This is a genomic window from Paracoccus xiamenensis, from assembly GCF_011308835.1.
In the GTDB taxonomy this organism is placed as follows: Bacteria; Pseudomonadota; Alphaproteobacteria; order Rhodobacterales; family Rhodobacteraceae; genus Paracoccus; species Paracoccus xiamenensis.
In genome coordinates, this window is the sequence record NZ_JAAOHY010000002.1 from 1 (window position 1) to 16,386 (window position 16,386).

General features: G+C 64.4%; 16 protein-coding genes. 3 read left to right on the forward strand and 13 right to left on the reverse strand.

From position 1 onward, the window contains the following. Positions 1–217: 217 nt before the first annotated feature. Entirely contained in the window at positions 218–835 is a 618-nt protein-coding gene (locus G7044_RS06795) for a protein-methionine-sulfoxide reductase heme-binding subunit MsrQ (RefSeq protein WP_235931196.1), read from the reverse strand. Beyond that, on the reverse strand, positions 835–1,731 hold the full coding sequence (msrP, locus tag G7044_RS06800) for a protein-methionine-sulfoxide reductase catalytic subunit MsrP (RefSeq protein WP_166327471.1): 897 nt from the start codon (positions 1,729–1,731) through the stop codon (positions 835–837). The genes G7044_RS06795 and msrP overlap by 1 nt, the downstream gene beginning before the upstream one ends. Before the next feature lie 365 nt (positions 1,732–2,096). On the opposite strand from msrP, the gene G7044_RS06805 reads away from it, so the two are divergent. Next, on the forward strand, positions 2,097–2,366 hold the full coding sequence (locus G7044_RS06805; protein ID WP_166327473.1) for a hypothetical protein: 270 nt from the start codon (positions 2,097–2,099) through the stop codon (positions 2,364–2,366). A gap of 60 nt (positions 2,367–2,426) precedes the next feature. On the opposite strand, the gene clpB is transcribed toward G7044_RS06805, so the two are convergent. From clpB to G7044_RS06820, 3 genes are all read right to left on the reverse strand, one after another. Continuing rightward, complete coding sequence (gene clpB / locus G7044_RS06810) at positions 2,427–5,060, reverse strand: ATP-dependent chaperone ClpB (protein WP_166327475.1); 2,634 nt, start codon at positions 5,058–5,060, stop codon at positions 2,427–2,429. Positions 5,061–5,189: 129 nt separating this feature from the next. Further along, positions 5,190–5,462 carry an NfeD family protein gene (locus tag G7044_RS06815; protein ID WP_166327477.1) on the reverse strand — a complete coding sequence of 91 codons (273 nt, stop codon included), beginning with the start codon at positions 5,460–5,462 and terminating at the stop codon, positions 5,190–5,192. Then, complete coding sequence (locus tag G7044_RS06820) at positions 5,459–6,352, reverse strand: SPFH domain-containing protein (protein WP_166327479.1); 894 nt, start codon at positions 6,350–6,352, stop codon at positions 5,459–5,461. Before G7044_RS06820 ends, G7044_RS06815 begins: the two co-directional genes overlap by 4 nt. 85 nt (positions 6,353–6,437) lie before the next feature. Between G7044_RS06820 and pyrF the strand changes: the two genes are divergently transcribed. After that, the gene (gene pyrF, locus G7044_RS06825) at positions 6,438–7,124 is read left to right on the forward strand and encodes an orotidine-5'-phosphate decarboxylase (RefSeq protein ID WP_166327481.1); all 687 of its coding nucleotides are present in this window, start codon (positions 6,438–6,440) and stop codon (positions 7,122–7,124) included. Here the strand turns inward: pyrF and G7044_RS06830 are convergent. Genes G7044_RS06830 through G7044_RS06845 form a run of 4 tightly spaced genes read right to left on the reverse strand, consistent with a single transcriptional unit; the run spans position 7,121 to position 12,337 of the window. Further along, positions 7,121–8,413, reverse strand: coding sequence for a TRAP transporter large permease (locus tag G7044_RS06830; protein ID WP_235931197.1), 1,293 nt, complete (start codon positions 8,411–8,413; stop codon positions 7,121–7,123). The genes pyrF and G7044_RS06830 overlap by 4 nt on opposite strands. A 4-nt stretch (positions 8,414–8,417) precedes the next feature. Then, positions 8,418–8,918: a TRAP transporter small permease gene (locus tag G7044_RS06835; RefSeq protein ID WP_166327483.1), complete on the reverse strand. Its 501-nt coding sequence runs from the start codon at positions 8,916–8,918 to the stop codon at positions 8,418–8,420. Positions 8,919–8,977: 59 nt separating this feature from the next. Next, a complete protein-coding gene (locus tag G7044_RS06840; RefSeq protein WP_166327485.1) occupies positions 8,978–10,003 on the reverse strand; it encodes a TRAP transporter substrate-binding protein in 1,026 nt (341 codons plus the stop codon). Between the two features lie 36 nt (positions 10,004–10,039). Continuing rightward, positions 10,040–12,337 carry a cytochrome P450/oxidoreductase gene (locus G7044_RS06845; protein ID WP_166327487.1) on the reverse strand — a complete coding sequence of 766 codons (2,298 nt, stop codon included), beginning with the start codon at positions 12,335–12,337 and terminating at the stop codon, positions 10,040–10,042. Positions 12,338–12,427: 90 nt separating this feature from the next. Between G7044_RS06845 and G7044_RS06850 the strand changes: the two genes are divergently transcribed. Beyond that, positions 12,428–13,078, forward strand: coding sequence for an IclR family transcriptional regulator (locus tag G7044_RS06850; protein WP_166327489.1), 651 nt, complete (start codon positions 12,428–12,430; stop codon positions 13,076–13,078). A 4-nt stretch (positions 13,079–13,082) separates the two neighbouring features. Here G7044_RS06850 and G7044_RS06855 read toward each other — a convergent pair whose 3' ends face one another. From G7044_RS06855 to G7044_RS06870, 4 genes are read right to left on the reverse strand one after another with little or no spacing between them, the layout of a single operon-like run. Next, on the reverse strand, positions 13,083–13,529 hold the full coding sequence (locus tag G7044_RS06855) for a MarR family winged helix-turn-helix transcriptional regulator (RefSeq protein ID WP_166327491.1): 447 nt from the start codon (positions 13,527–13,529) through the stop codon (positions 13,083–13,085). 13 nt (positions 13,530–13,542) lie between these two features. Beyond that, the gene (locus G7044_RS06860; protein ID WP_166327493.1) at positions 13,543–14,829 is read right to left on the reverse strand and encodes a TRAP transporter large permease; all 1,287 of its coding nucleotides are present in this window, start codon (positions 14,827–14,829) and stop codon (positions 13,543–13,545) included. Positions 14,830–14,838: 9 nt separating this feature from the next. After that, the gene (locus G7044_RS06865) at positions 14,839–15,318 is read right to left on the reverse strand and encodes a TRAP transporter small permease (RefSeq protein ID WP_166327495.1); all 480 of its coding nucleotides are present in this window, start codon (positions 15,316–15,318) and stop codon (positions 14,839–14,841) included. Then, positions 15,315–16,334 (reverse strand): TRAP transporter substrate-binding protein, encoded by a 1,020-nt coding sequence (locus G7044_RS06870; protein WP_166327497.1) that lies wholly within the window; start codon positions 16,332–16,334, stop codon positions 15,315–15,317. Before G7044_RS06870 ends, G7044_RS06865 begins: the two co-directional genes overlap by 4 nt. Between the last annotated feature and the right edge of the window lie 52 nt (positions 16,335–16,386).

Consider the following 16,386-nt stretch of genomic DNA (forward strand, 5'->3'; position numbering starts at 1 on the left):
GCTTCCAGATTGTTGCCCCGTTCCCGAAGCAGAAGCCCTACTTAAGAACCACTTCCAAATCCGTCAAGACACAATCTCAACTTTTTCGTCCGCAGCACCTTCGCGCCTCCCCGTCCCCTTCCAGCGTTCCCGCCAGTCCGTTTCGGTGAGCGGGTATCTAGGCGGGCAGCGCAGAACCCGCAACCCAATTCCGACACAAAATCGAAATAAAATCATATCATGCTGATTTTACTTGGTAATTCTTGATGGCCCGCCCGACCGCAGGCAGGCGCACCCCAAGCAGCACCAGAATCACACTCGCACAGAACAGCGGCCATCCGGTCCACAGTTTCAGCGCCCAAAGCCAGTGCAGACAGGCCAGAATTGCCGCAGGATAGATCAGTCTGTGAAGACGAAGCCAGTTCCGCCCCAGCCGCCGAATCGAGAATCGATTCGACGTCAAAGCAAGAAGCAGAAGCGCAACGAAGGCCAGCATCCCGAAGACAAGATAAGGACGCTTCACCACGTCCTTCAGCATCTGCTGCCACAACAGCCCCATGTTGAAGACGATCCAGGACGCCAGATGCAGGCAGGCGTAGCTGAAGCTCAGCAGGCCAAGCGCGCGGCGCAGATGGGTGGCATTGATGCGGAACAGCTTGCGGATCGGGGTGACGGCAAGCGTCGCGATCAGGAAATACAGCGCCGTGCGGCCGAGGCGATGCTCGATGTCGCGCACCGGGTCGACGCCAAGCCCCCCGTTCAGCGTATCATAGACCAGCAGCGCCAATGGCAGCGCACCAGCCAGCCAGACCGCCCATTCCGGGATCCGCCGCAGAAAGAGATTCGCGCGTTGCATCAGTAATTCTGCGCAAGATCCATGCCGGCATAGAGACTGGCGACCTGATCGCCATAGCCGTTGAACATCAGCGTTTCCTGTCGCCCGCCCAGCAGCCCCGCGCCGATCCGACGCTCGGTCGCCTGGCTCCACCGGGGGTGATCCACGGTCGGGTTCACATTGGCATAGAAGCCGTATTCGTTCGATTGCAGCATCTTCCAGCTGGTCGGCGGCTCGCCATCGGTCAGAGTGATCTTCACGATCGATTTGATGGATTTGAAGCCGTATTTCCACGGCACCACCAGACGGATCGGGGCGCCGTTCTGGTTCGGCATCGGCTTGTCATAAAGCCCGGTTGCCAGGATCGTCAGCGGGTGCATGGCCTCGTCCAGCCGCAACCCCTCACGATAGGGCCAATCGATGCCGCCGCCATTCTGGGCCCGCATCTCAGACGGGCGCAGCAGGGTTTCAAAGGCGACGTATTTCGCGCCAGACTGCACGCCGGCCTTGTTCAAGACCGACGACAGAGGCACCCCCAGCCAGGGAATGACCATTGACCACGCCTCGACACAGCGCAGGCGGTAGATGCGTTCTTCAAGCGCGTTCTCCGGCGCCAGGTCTTCCACGCCATAGCTGCCGGGGCGGTCGACCATGCCGCCGATTTCGATGGACCACGGATCAGTGGTCAACGCCCCGGCGTGGCGCGCCGGGTCTTCCTTGTCAAAGCCGAACTCGTAGAAGTTATTGTAGTTGGTGATTTCCTCGAAGCTGTTCGGCTTTTCATCCGTAGAAAAGGCCGACCGCTTGCCGCTGAGCGCAAGCGCCGGACTGGCAGCCATAATGGCCGCGCCAGTAACGAAGGCGCGTCTGTTCAGCCAAACGCTCTCCGGGGTAACATCAGCCCAGCCGAGTTTCATCGCGCTCTCCTGCAATCCTGTTAAGGCCATCATGCCCGACAAGGCGGGCGGCCACCAAGAAAAGAGTTGTCACAAAAGCGTTTGCGCCATCCTGCACGGCAACCGGCGCAGCGGCTCCTTGACGCCCAAACAGCTGCCGCCCGAACTGCCCCCGCCGCGCGCCCCGTCAAACCGCATGGGGCAGGTCACGACAAAATCGTGTAAATTACCTTGTAATAACAACAGAATCGGCAGGGTGGGGGCCGATGCAGCGACTGCCAAATTGCTCCGCCCGATAGTGGGGGGATACTGCAATGCAAAGACAGACGACTGCCATTATCTGCGTCGTTTCCGGCTTCATGGCCCATGGTGTCGCCGCAGAGCCCATGATGATCGCAAACGAACAGCAGTTCCGGGACGCCGTCGCAGATAAGCCGATGGTTCGCGGTGGGGACGAAATCGTCGTCAATGCCGCCGGCCAGATCGTCGGGACACTGGACGGCAAGGCGATCACGGCCTCAAAATGGATGTGGGACGGGTCGACATTTTGCCGGGCCCTTCAAACGGCCGAGCGTGATTTTCCGTCTGCTTGCCAGAACGTAACCATGGATGGTCGCGAGGTCACCTTTGGGCAGACAACCTGGACGCTGAAATAGCGCGCGGAAACCGAAGGCCCCCGCCATTTCTGGCGGGGGCATCGCATCGTCAAGGCCGGCTTAGTGCAGCGTTGCGTCTTTCGGACCCTCGCCGACCGCGCCCAGCTTGTGACCGGCATGGCCGACATGATTGCCGACCAGCAACCCGTTTTCGTCCGCGCTGACATGAACGGTCTGGCCGTCCAGCACTTCACCCGACAGCAGCATTTCCGCCAGCGGGTCCTGCAAGGCGCGCTGAATCACGCGCTTCAGGGGACGTGCGCCGAAGACCGGATCATAGCCTTCATCGGCCAGCCAGGTCATCGCCTTGTCATCCAGATCCAGCGTGATCTTGCGGGCCGCAAGGCGCTGTTCCAGCAACCACAGCTGAATGCGGACGATGCCGTCCATATTCTCGCGCGTGAGGCGGCGGAAGATGATCATCTCATCCAGGCGGTTCAGGAATTCGGGGCGGAAATGGGCCCGCACCGCCTCCATCACCTCGCGCCGTGCGGCAGTTGAATCGGCGTCGTCGGGCAGCGTCGACAGCGCCTGACTGCCCAGGTTCGAGGTCAGCACGATCAGCGTGTTCTTGAAGTCGACCTTGCGGCCCTGCCCGTCCGTCAGTTGCCCGTCATCCAGCACCTGCAACAGCACGTTGAACACGTCGGGATGGGCCTTTTCGACTTCGTCGAACAGGATCACCGCATAGGGGCGGCGGCGCACGGCTTCGGTCAGCGCCCCGCCCTCGTCATAGCCGACATAACCCGGAGGCGCGCCGATCAGGCGGGCGACCGAGTGCTTCTCCATGTATTCCGACATGTCGATGCGGATCATCGCATGTTCATCGTCGAACAGGTATTCGGCCATGGCCTTGGTCAGTTCGGTCTTGCCGACGCCGGTCGGGCCAAGGAACAGGAAGCTGCCCAGCGGGCGGTTTTCGTCATTCAGGCCCGCGCGCGCACGGCGCACCGACCGCGAAACCGCGGTCACGGCCTCGTCCTGACCGATCACCCGCTGGCCCAGGATTTCTTCCATCTTCAGCAGCTTTTCACGCTCGCCTTCCAGCATCTTGCTGGTCGGGATACCGGTCCAGCGTTCGACCACCTCGGCGATCTGTTCCGGCCGCACGGCTTCTTCGACCAGCACCCCGTCGGCGTTGGTTTCGCTGTCGGCCAGCTGCTTTTCCAGCCCCGGAATGATGCCGTAGGACAGTTCCCCCGCGCGGGCGAGGTTGCCTTCGCGCTTGGCCTGGTCCAGTTCGGCCCGGGCGCGGTCCAGCTGTTCATTCAGCCCGCGCGCACCTTCCAGCTTGTCGCGTTCGGCCTGCCAGCGGGCAGACATGGCGCTGGATTTGTCCATAAGATCGGCCAGATCCTTTTCCAGCCGTTCCAGCCGGTCGCGAGAGGCCGCGTCGTCTTCTTTCTTCAGCGCCTCGGCCTCGATCTGCATCTGCAGGATCTGGCGATCCAGCTGGTCCAGTTCTTCGGGCTTGCTGTCCACTTCCATCCGCAGACGGCTGGCAGCCTCGTCCACCAGGTCGATGGCCTTGTCGGGCAGGAAGCGGTTGGTGATATAGCGGTTCGACAGTTCGGCCGCAGCCACCAGGGCGGCATCGGTGATGCGGACCCCGTGGTGAAGTTCGTACTTCTCCTTGATGCCGCGCAGGATGCTGATCGTATCCTCGACGGTGGGTTCCTCCACCATCACCGGCTGAAAACGCCGGGCCAGGGCCGCGTCCTTTTCGATGTATTTGCGGTATTCGTCCAGCGTGGTGGCGCCGACGCAATGCAGCTCGCCCCGCGCAAGCGCAGGCTTGATCAGGTTCGCGGCATCCATGGCGCCATCGGTCTTGCCGGCACCGACCAGCGTGTGCAGTTCGTCGATGAACAGGATGATTTCGCCAGCGGCGTTTTCGATTTCCTTGAGGACCGATTTCAGCCGCTCCTCGAACTCGCCGCGATATTTCGCGCCTGCGATCAGCGCGCCCATATCCAGCGCCCAAAGCTGCTTGTTGCGCAGGGATTCGGGCACATCCCCATCGACGATGCGCAGGGCGAGGCCTTCCGCAATCGCGGTCTTGCCGACGCCGGGTTCGCCGATCAGCACCGGGTTGTTCTTGGTCCGGCGGCTCAGCACCTGCATGGCGCGGCGGATTTCCTCGTCCCGGCCGATGATCGGGTCGATCTTGCCCTCGACTGCGGCCTCGGTCAGGTTGCGAGCGTATTTCGACAGCGCTTCATAGCTGTCTTCGGCGCTTGCGGTATCGGCGGTGCGGCCCTTGCGGATGTCGTTGATGGCGGCGTTCAGCGCCTGCGCGGTCACCGCGCCCTTCTGCAGCGCGTCGCGGGCATTGGTGTTCACGATCGCCAGCGCGGTCAGGATGCGCTCGGCGGGCACGAAGCTGTCGCCAGCCTTCTGGGCCAGCTTCGAGGCCTCATCCAGCACGCGCACAAGCGAGGGGTCCACATAGACCTGACCGTCCCCGCCATTCACCTTCGGCAGCTTGGCCACGGCCTGATCGACGGCCATACGCACGACCTGCGCATCGCCGCCGGACTTGTTGATAAGATTGGATGCAAATCCCTGATCGTCATCCATCAGGGCCTTCAGCAGGTGTTCCGGCACGACCCGCTGGTTCTGTTCGCGGATCGCAATGGTCTGCGCAGCCTGCATGAACCCGCGCGACCGTTCGGTGAATTTTTCCATATCCATGGACATCTCCTTCTCAGCCCCCGGCTTTTGTGCCGCCCGCATTGGCACGGCACGGTCCGGGTCTCGTTCGAATAGATGGGAAAGGAGTCCGCTTGCTGCAAGCCGGCGAGGCCGGGAATCTGTCGCCTGTCAGTCGTCGTTGATGTCGCGGTCCCAGATGCGGACCTGACCTTTGCGCACACCGACCAAGCGGCGCAGGATCAGCCAGGCGATGCCTGACAGCACGGCAATGCCGATCAGCAGGACTGGCAGGCTGGGGGCGGCCACGCCCGCCATCAATGCCAGACCGACGACCGCGCAGCCAATCGCAATGCCCAGAAAGACATAGCCGGGGGCCAGCACCTCCACCAGGCCCAACACGGCGGCAACGATGATCCAGAACCAGCCGCCTTGCCAGATCACTTGACCGCCCCCCGCAGCATCTTGAAGGCATCACCAAGCGCTTCCACCGCATTTGCCGGCAGCACCAGCGTCTGCTTGCCAGAGCCCTGCCCGATCTTGGCCAGCGTCTCGACCTGCTTCATCGCCACCTGATACTGCGCCGCTTCCAGCCCGCCCTTGGCGATGGCTTCGGAAATCGCGGTGGTGGCAAATGCCTCTGCCTCGGCCAGGATACGCTTGGCCTTGGCCTGCTGTTCGGCGGCGTAAAGATCGCCATCGGCGGCCAGTTCGACCGCGCGGCGCTTGCCCTCGGCCTCGGTCACCTGCGCACGGCGGGCGCGTTCGGCGTTCAGCTGCTGCAGCATGGCGGCGCGGGTGGCGTCATCCAGATTCACATCCAGAATCTCGGCCCGCGTCACCTCGACCCCCCAGTCATCGACCGCATTGGCAACGGATTCCTTCACCCTCTCGATCAGCTGGGCGCGGTTCGACTGGACCTGGTCCAGCTCCATCTGGCCGATTTCGGACCGCACGATCCCCGCCACGGTGGTCGAGATCGCCGCATCGATGTCGCGGATCCGGTAGACAGTCTTTTCCGGTTCCAGAATGCGATAGAAGACGCTGGTTTCGACCTGCACCAGCACGTTGTCGGCGGTGATCGCGTCCTGCGTGCTGCTGGGCAGCTGGCGCTCAAGGATCGAGATCTTGTGCTTCACGCGGTCCACGAAGGGCAGGATGAAGTTGATGCCCGGCCCCAACACCGCGCGCAGCCTGCCGAACCGCTCGACCACGTATTTTTCCGACTGTGGCACGATGCGGACGGCCAGCATCACGGAAATGAAAATCAGGGCCGCGATCAGGATCAGCGCGGAATTTTCGGTCAGGAACTCGGTAATCGACTGGCTGGGCATGGTATTCTCCGGTAAATGTCTTGCGCCGCAGCGTGGACAGCCGGGGCAGGAAATACAAGCGGAACTGGGCAATAAGGGGATAGCAATGGATGACCGTCTGATCGTGGCGCTGGATGTGGGTAATGCGGTGGCCGGGCTGGAACTGGCCGAACGCATCGGGGATGCGGCCAGCTTCTACAAGATCGGCCTTGGAATGCTGACCGGCGGCGGGCTGGCCCTTGCGCGCGAGCTAAAGGACGAACACGGCAAGCGCATCTTTCTGGACATGAAGCTGTTCGACATCGGCGCCACGGTCGAGGCGGCTGTGCGCGGCCTTGCACAGTTCGATCTGGATTTCCTGACCGTCCACGGCGACCCTCAGGTCGTGCGTGCCGCCAAGGAAGGCGCGGCGGGATCGAACACGAAGATCCTCGGGGTGACGGTGCTGACCTCGCTGGACCGGGCCGATCTGGATGCCTCGATGATCGTGCCGGGCGACATCCATGACATCACCGTCGAGCGCGCCGCCCGCGCGTTCGAGGCAGGCGCCGACGGTGTCATCGCCTCGCCGCGCGAGGCCGCAGCGATCCGCGCCCTGCCTCAGTCGGCGGGCCGTCTGATCGTGACGCCGGGTGTGCGGCCCGCGGGCGCGGCACTTGGCGATCAGAAGCGGGTGGAAACCCCGGCAGCGGCAATCGCCGCCGGTGCCGATCATATCGTCGTCGGCCGCCCGGTCTGGCAGGCGACCGACCCGCGCGCCGCGGCGCAGGCCATCGTGGCCGAGCTGGCCTAGAACCCGGCCACGACCAGCCAGGGAAAGAACAGCAGCAGCGCCAGCCGAAGAATGTCGGCCACGATGAAGGGCAGGATGCCGCGTATGACGGTTTCCTGCCGCAGCCCCGGCGCGGTCGCCTGCACCACGAACAGGTTCATCCCGACAGGTGGCGTGATCAGCCCGATTTCGGCCACCGTCACCACCAGCACGCCGAACCAGACCATGTTGAAATCCAGCGCCACCGCGACCGGCGCCAACAGCGGCACGGTCAGCAGGATCATCGACATCGAATCCATGAAACACCCGAGGATGACATAGAAGATCAGGATCAGCACCATGACAACCGTCGGGTGCAGGCCTGACTGGCCGATGGTTTCGGCCAGCATGCGCGGCAGCCCGGTCGTTTCCAGAAAGAAGTTGAAGAAGGCCGCGCCGATCAGGATCAGAAAGATCATGCCGGTCAGGGCTGCGGTTTCGCGGGCGACCTCGCGCAGGACCGGCAGGCTCAGCCCGCCCATCACAAGCGCCAGCAGAAAGGCACCGACCGCGCCCACGGCGGCGGCCTCGGTCGGGGAAAACCAGCCAAGCTGCATGCCGCCGATCACCATGCCGAACAGCAGCATCACGGGCCAGACCCGGCCCAGCAACGCGATCCGGCGCCCCCATGGGCTGCGCTGCCCGGCGGGTGCCAGCGCCGGATTGCGCCGCGCCCGGACGATCACCGCCAGCGCATACAACACCGCGCCCAGCACGCCCGGCAGGATCGCACCCATGAACAACGCCCCGATCGAGGTCTGCGTCAGGAGCCCGAAGATCACTAGAATGATCGAGGGCGGGATCAACACCCCCAGCGTCCCCCCCGCCGCGACCGAGGCCGAGGCAAGGCTGTCGTCATAGCCATAGCGCCGCATTTCCGGCATGGCGACGCGGCCGATGGTGGCGACCGTGGCCAGCGACGACCCGCAGATCGCCCCGAACACGGCGGACGCGCCGACGGTCGACACCGCCAGCCCGCCGCGCCAATGGCCGACAAATGCTTTTATCAGGTCGAACAGCGACCGCGACAGCCCCGCATGGGCAGCAAAGACGCCCATCAGCACGAAAAGCGGGATGACGCTGAAGGAATAGGGAAAGATCGCCTCGAACGGCGCGGTGGACAGGACGTAAGCGGCCTGATCCCAGCCGCCGCTCAGCGCGATGCCGCCAAGGCCCACGACCGCCATGGCGATGGAAACCGGAAAGCCGAACGCGATCAGCGCCAGCGTCAGAAGAAACCCGGCCAGACCGAGGAAAGGTGTCGACATCATCGCCTCAATGTGCTGCGTTGCGGGTCAGCGGCAGGTTCATGACCAGCCGCAACAGGATCGGGATCAGCGCCAGGATCGAGGCCCCGACCCCGATCAGCAGCGGCAGCCAGTACAGGCTGATCGGAATGCCAAGCTGCTGCGACTTGTCACCCAGCATGACCTGCAACCGATATGCCTCGCTGCATTTCCACAAGATCAGCGCCATCAGCACCATCGCGGCCACCGCAGCCAGCCCGCGCAGCAGCCGCTGCCAGCCCTCTGGCATCCGATCGACCAGAAAATCGACGCCAACATGACCGCCAACCGTGAAGCCCCAAGGGATCGACAGCCACGCACCCGCCATGATGAAAAGCTGGACGAGGTCGACGACACCCGGAACGGGCGTGCCTATTCGTCGGCCGATCACATCGGCAACGCTGATCAGCGCCGCGGCGGAATAGGCCAAAAGGCCGATCACGGCCAAAATCTCGATCAGGCCGTCGATGCGGCGCAGTAACTTGGGCATGTGCTGTCCTGTTCGCAAAAGAAGGGGGCGCAGACCTGCCGCGCCCCCTGTGACCCGGCTTATTGCGCGGGCTTGGTTGCCTCGAATTCGGCGACCTTGTCCTGAAATTTCTGATACAGAACGTCCGCGTCCTCGACGCCTTCGGATTTCATCGTCTCGATGTATTTCTCGGCCATCGGCTTCAGCGCCTCGCGCCAGCGGTCGCGTTCCTCATCCGACAGCACGGTGATCGTGTGGCCTGCGGCCTCGGCCTCTTCGCGGCCGGCGGCATCCCACTTGTCCCACCAGTCGCCGAATTTCGGCACCAGCGCATCGCCCGAGGCCTGATCGATACAAGTCCGCACGTTTTCCGGCAGCCCGTCATATTTCGCCTGGTTCATCACGAAGAAGAACGACACCGTATAGGCACCCATATCCAGGTGGTCGGTCAGCACCTCGTTCAGCCCGAAGCTTTTGACCGGATCCCAAGGGAAGACCGTGCCGTCGATGACCTTGCGCTGAAGGTTTTCGTAAACCTCGCCCGGCGGCAGGCCCTGCGGGGTCGCACCGAGGAAGGTCAGCATTTCCGATACCGGCGGCGATGGCGTGCGGATGCGCAGGCCCTTCATGTCCTCCATCGTCTCGACATGCTTGCCATTGGTGTGCAGCAGCCCGCCATTATGGGCATGCAGCGCCAGCACCTTCAGGCCCTTGTATTCATCGCCCAGCTCGCCCTCGCCATAAAGCGACCACAGCGCATGTGTCGCAGCGCCCGCGTTGCGGGTCAGGAACGGCATTTCGACCAGCGAGGTCCGGTTGAACCGCCCGCGCGGGATGCCCGACAGCCCATGCGCGATGTCGACAACACCCGCCAGAACCTGTTCCTGCTGCTTGGCGACATTGCCCTTCTGGGTGCCGCCGGGGAAGATTTCAAAGGTGACTTCGCCGCCGGTGCATTCGGTGATCTGCTTTGTCCACGGCTCGATGAAATCGGTGTGGATGCCGTGCACCGCCGGCAGGTAATGGCTCAGCGACAGCCGGGTTTCCGCCAGCGCAGGCGCGGCAATGGTCATCGCCAGAATGCTGGCGGTGATGGTGGTCTTCATGGTTCTTACCTCCCAGTGAACCTGTTTTGTCGGGGCTTATATTTTCAGCACCAGCCTGCCTTTTCCCCGTGAACAGCAGGTGATGATCCTGTCCGCGCCAGCCCGTTCGCCGGCGGTCAAAACGCGGTCGCGGTGGTCGATTTCGCCCGCCGCCACGGCCAGCTCGCAGCTGCCGCAAAGCCCTTCCTCGCAGTCTGAGGGCACGTCCAACCCGGCGGCGCGAAGGGTCTGCAGCAGGCTGCGATCCTCGGGCACGTCAAGGGTCAGGTCGCTATCGGCGCAGACGACCTGGAATGGCTGGCCCGAGGCCATATCGGCGGCGCTGTCATCGCTGGCGAAATGTTCAAACCGCAGCGTCAAATCGGGCCGGGCCGCCACCAGCACATCCAGCGCGTCCAGCAGCCGCGCCGGCCCGCAGGCGGCGATAAAGCTGCCCGCCGGCGCGTCTGCCACCAGCGCCGCCAGATCAGCGCGGCCCCCGTCTTCCGAGACATGCAGATGCAGCCGCTCGCCGTGATCGGCGCGGGCGCGGTCAAGAAAGGCCATCCGCCCCCGCGCGCGCCCGGCGTAATGCAGCGCATAGTCGCGCCCCAGCGCCCGCAGCCGGTCGGCCATGGCCATGATCGGGGTGATGCCAATGCCCCCCGCGATCAGGATGTGGTGGGGGGCGTCTTCCTCCAGCCGGAAATGGTTATGCGGCCCGCGCACCCGCAGGGCTGCGCCGGCGCGGGCGTGGTCGTGCATCCAGCGAGAGCCGCCGCGCCCCGCTTCGTCGCGCAGCACGGCGATGCGCCAATCCCCCGACCCCGCAGGCCCGCACAGCGAATATTTCCGGCTGCCGCCCTCGGGCAGTACGATGTCGATATGCGCGCCGGGTGTCCAGGATGGCAGCGGCGCGCCCGAAGGATCGGTCAGCGTGATCCCCAACACCCCGTCAGCAAGCTCCGCCGCATCGGAAACCGTCAGTTGCCGCACGATCGCCTTGCGATCCGGCGCGCCGACCGGAAAATCCCGCCCCCCTTCACGCAGCGCCGGATCGGCGCGTTCGGGGTTCTGCGCCACGTCCCAGCGCACCCGCAACGCCTCAGGGCCGCGCAAAGAGATATTGGGCAGATAGGTGAAGTCCTGCGCTTCCAGTTGCAGATGCGGGATGCGCCGCGTCAGCTCCTCCAGAATGATCGCCATTTCCATGCGGCCGATATTCTTGCCCATGCATTGATGCGCGCCATACCCGAAGGTCAGGTGATCGGCGGCATTGTCGCGCCAGATGTCCAGCTGGTCGGGGTTTTCGAAATGGCGCGGGTCGTGGTTGGCCGAGGCCATGACCATCAGGATCTTGCCGCCCTTCGGAATGGTCACGCCGCCGACCTGCGCATCCTTCGCGGCGATCCGCCTCCATGCCACCATCGACCCGGAATGGCGCAGGCATTCCTCGACCGCCGCCGGGATCAGGGCGGGATCGTCGCAGATCGCCTGCCACTGGGCACGGTGGGTCAGCAATTGCCGCAGCGCATTGGCCGATGCCAGCGCCGTGGTTTCATGCGCGGCCACGATGATCGCCATCATCATCGAATGCAGATAGCTGTCGGTGACGATTTCGGGAAATTCGCGGTTCTGACGGATCATGTCGTACATCCAGCCATGCACGTCTTCGCCGGCATCGACCTGCGCCGACATCCGGGCCAGCACCTCGCCCGAATAGTTCCAGAACTTCGCCACGCCTTCGGCCACGGCGACCTGCTGTTCCGGCGTGGGCTTGCCCCAGGTATTGACCGTATGCGCGACCGAAAAACCGCGCAGCGTCACCATGTCGTCTTCCGGCACGCCCAGAAATTCCAGCGCCACCGTCAGCGGCACGTCCCACAGCATGTCCTCGACCAGATCGGAATGGCCGCGATCAATGATCGCGTCCAATTTCGCGCGCACCAGCTTGCGGACCATGGGGGCGTGGGCCGCCAGCGCCTCGGGCGCAAAGGCATCCAGCAACAGGCGGCGGCGCGCCATATGGGCGGGCTCGTCCTCATTCACCAGGGTGCGGTTCATGCCGTAGCCTTCGCGCTTCAGCACCGCCAGCGCCTCGGGCGTGGCGGGGGTGATTTTTTCCAGCGCATTGGCGGGCGAGAAGGTGATGTTGTCACGAAACACCGCCTTGATGTCGTCATAGCGGCTGACAACCCAGTACCCCATGGCCTCGCTGAAAAACACCGGCTCGGCGTCACGCGACCAACGCAGCGCCTCGGCGGGATCGGCGCTGTAGGCCGGGCCAAACGGATCGAAAGCGCGGGCCTGCGCGGAAAAGGGACATGCGGTCGCTGCGGGTTGTGCTTTCAACATGGCCTCCCGTCCTGTTGTCGAATATCGCACTGCCTGTTACATATACCGTAATCTGTGATTCATGTTTCTGTCAACGAACAGGTTTGACCAATGGTAACGACGACCTTGCAGACGCTGGACCGGGGCCTTGCCGCCCTGTCGGTGCTGGCCGAGGCCCCCGCGGGTCTGAAGCCGGCAGAGCTGGCAGACAGGCTGGGCGTCCACAAAGCCATCGCCTATCGCTTGCTGGCGACGCTGGAAGGCCACAGCCTGATCCGCCGCCTGCCGGACGGGCGCGCGGTGCTGGGGACCGGACTGATTCCGCTGGCCGCAAAGGTGGAAAAGCAGCGCCTGACGGCGGCGGCACCGCTGCTGGCGGCGCTGTCAGCCTCGACCCGGACGACGTCCTGTCTGGTGCTGGCGGACGGGCCGAATGCGGTGGTGGCGCTGGTGCATGAAGGGGGCGACGGCTATCTGCGCGTCACCTACCGGCTGGGCGTGCGCCATCCGCTGACGCGCGGGGCGCCGGGGCTGGCGATCCTGTCAGCCCGCACGCCCGCCGAGGACGAACCGCCCGGCGTCGCCGAAGCCCGCGCGCGGGGCTATGCCCTGACGAGGGGAGAGTTGCAGCCCGGCGCGGTTGGCATCGCCGCCCCCGTTTCGGACGAGGCTGCCATTTCCATTGTCGCCCTGCAGGAACTGCCCGAGGGCGCCCCCGACGAAGTCATCGCCTGCGCCCAGGCAATCGCAGAGCTTTGGTAGCCGTTCAGCCCGCCGGGTCGGCCATCAGCTTGCGCAGCAGGTCGTGAAAGACCCGCGTATCCTCGGCCCCCAGCCGATCAAGGATTGCCGCCTTTTCGTGCGCCTTGGCCTGCGCCACCAGATCGGCGGCAAGGGTGGCACCTGTGGGCGTCAGCGTCACCTCGACATTGCGGCGGTTGCGGCTGCTGCGCTTGCGGTCGACCAGCCCGCGCGCCTGCATTCGCCCGATCAGATGGGTCAGGCGCGACTGTTCCATCAGCGACAGCCGTGCCAGGTCGGTCACGCTGGCGGCCTTGCGGTCGTGAAGGCAGGCCAGCACCCGCCATTCCGGCACTGACAGCCCCTGATCGGCGGCGATCCGGTGAAACTCGGCGCTGACATTCGCGCTTGCCATCGCCATCAGGAACAGCGTGTAGGATTCCAGGAATCCGCTTTCGTCGCCCTCGGCCATCGCCCCCGCTCCCTTACATCGAGCGGGGGATCGCCAGCGCCAGGATCGGGAACAGGATCAGCAAGACCAACCGCACCAGATCCAGAATGACAAACGGCACCACGCCCTGAAATATCTGGCCGATGGGCACATCGCGCGCGACCACGCGCAGCACGAAGACATTCATCCCCATCGGCGGCGTGATGTAGCTGAGTTCGGTGGCCACGACAAGAAACACCCCGAACCAGATCGGATCGAACCCCAGCGCGGTGACGATGGGAAACAGGATCGGCGTCACCAGCATGACCATGGACAGGCTTTCCAGCAGGCTGCCCAACACCAGCAGCATCAGCATGATCATCACGATCACGCCCAGGGGCGGCATGTCCAGCCCCAGCACCCAATTGCGGATGTCGGTCGAAAGCCCGGAGAGGTTGACGTAGTTCAGGAAATACAGCGCCCCGAACAGCACGAAGAACATGACGGCGGTGGTCTTTCCCGTCTCGAACAGGGTGTTCAGCGTGGGCCGCCAGGTCAGCTTTCCGCGCAGCGCTGTCAGCAGGATCGCCGCGCCCGCACCCATGCCGGCGGCCTCGGTCGCGGTAAAGATGCCCAGATAGATGCCGCCCAACACAAAGGCGAACAGCAGCAGCGCGGGCGCCACGCCTCGGGTCGCGGCAAGACGCTCGGCCAGCGACAGGCGGGGCAGATCGGCGATCTTTTCCGGCCGCATGACCAGCGACAGCCGCACCGCCAGCATATAGCCGATCACGCCCAGCAGGCCCGGCACGATGCCGGCCAGAAACAGCTTGCCGATATCCTGCTGGGTCAGGATCCCATAGATGACCAGAATGACCGAGGGCGGGATGATGATCCCCAGCGTCCCCCCGGCGGCAATCGCCCCCGTCGCCAAACTGTCGGAATAACCATGCCTCCGCATGGCCGGCAGCGCGATCCGGCCCATCGTTGCCGCCGTCGCCAATGACGATCCGCAGACCGATCCGAAGCCGCCGCAGGCGACGATGGTCGCCATCGCCAGTCCGCCCTTGCGGTGGCGCAGCCAGGCATTGGCGGCGTCATAGATCTCGTCTGCGATGCCGGACTGCACGATCATGTTGCCCATCAGCAGGAACAGCGGCACCACCGACAGGGTATAGCTGCGCCCGGCATCGGAATAGACCTGCCCGATCATCGCCAGCGCCGGGTCAATGCCGATGATGCTGGCCACACCGGCAAAGCCGACCAGCGTCAGGCAGTAGCCGATGGGAATCCCCGAAAACAGCAGCGCAAACAGGATTGCGGTTCCGATGGGCCAATCCATACGCGCCCCCTAGCCGCCCTGCGGCGCGCGGCTGATCGCCAGCGCCGCCACGATCACCGCCGAGGCAGCACAAACCACCGCCGCGACCTGAATCACGGGCCCGACCGGGATGTGCAGATAAACCGTCGTCTGGCCATAGCCGGCCAGCCGCGCCCCATGTTCCCACATCTGTTTCGCAATCAGCACCAGCGCCACCACCGCACAGGCCCGCGCCGCGAACAGCTGCACCGTCCGGCCCCTTTGTCCAAGCTGATGCGACAGCAGGTCGGCGGTGACATGGCCGTCATCCAAAGAGATCGCCGGCAGACCGGTGAAGATGACCGCCATGACCAGCAGTTCCGTCAGTTCGGCACCGCCCGGCAGCGGCGCGTTCAGCAGATAGCGCCCGGTCACGTCCAGCACGGTGATGCAGGTCAGCGCCAGCAGCATCATGCCCACAAGGACCGCCGTTGCCGTGCCGACCCGCTGACGCAGACCGGCGATCTTCACGGCTGCACCTTCGCCAGTTCTTCCTGAAACATCGCCAGCGCGGCATCGAAATCGACACCCTTGGCGGCGTAGTTCTGGCGCACCCGGTCATAGATCGCATCGGCATCGGTCTTGAAGGTGGCGATCTCCTCCTCGGTGGCGTCGTGGAAGGTGACCTTGCCATCCAGCGCGGCCAGCCCGGCGGCATCTGCGGCGTCCCAGGCCTTGCCCGCCATCCGCGCCAGCGCCTGACCCGAGACCTGGTCGATGGCGGCGCGGTCAGCCTCTGACAGGCTGTCAAACCGCGCCTGATTCATCACGAAGAAGAAGGATACGTTATACATCCCACCGGGCACCCGCAGGCCGTTCTTGACCAGCCCGTCCAGCTTGAAGAAAGGTACGGATTCGTAAGGAAACACGATCCCGTCGGCCACACCGTTCGACAGCAGTTCATAGCTTTCCGATGACGGTGCCTGCACCGAAACCATGTCCAGCCCCTGCACCAGCTGATCGGTCACGGCACCCGCTACCCGGATCTTCGCGCCTTTCAGACCGTCCAGTGGCGAGACCGGGCGTTCCGTCGTGAACAGATGCCCCGGCCCGTGGCCAAACAGGCCCAGCACCTTGACGCCGGCATGTTCGCCCTTGTCGGCCAGCATGTTCGACCAGACATTCCACAGCGCGACCGAATTCGCCTCGGAGCTGGGGGTGAGGAATGGCAGTTCGGCAATTTCGGTCAGCGCGAAACGGCCGGGCGTATAGCTGTGCGCCGAAAAGCCCAGATCGGCGGCGCCGCTGGCGACCAGGTCGAAATGCGCCGGCGGCGGGCCAAGTGGCGCATCCAGGATCTGGACCGCGACCCGGCCCTCGGTCGCTTCGGTCACCTGTTCGGCCCAGGGCACCATGATGTCCTTGACCACCGGATGCGACGGCGGCAGCCAGTTCGACAGCCGCAATGTCACCTCTTGCGCGTTGGCACCGGCCGCGAATGCCAGCGCCATCAGGCCCGGCAGAATGAATTTCCCCGTCAGTCGCATGTCACTCCTCCCGTAGCGCATAGCTGCGATTCTTCAGGGAAGCCTGCCACCG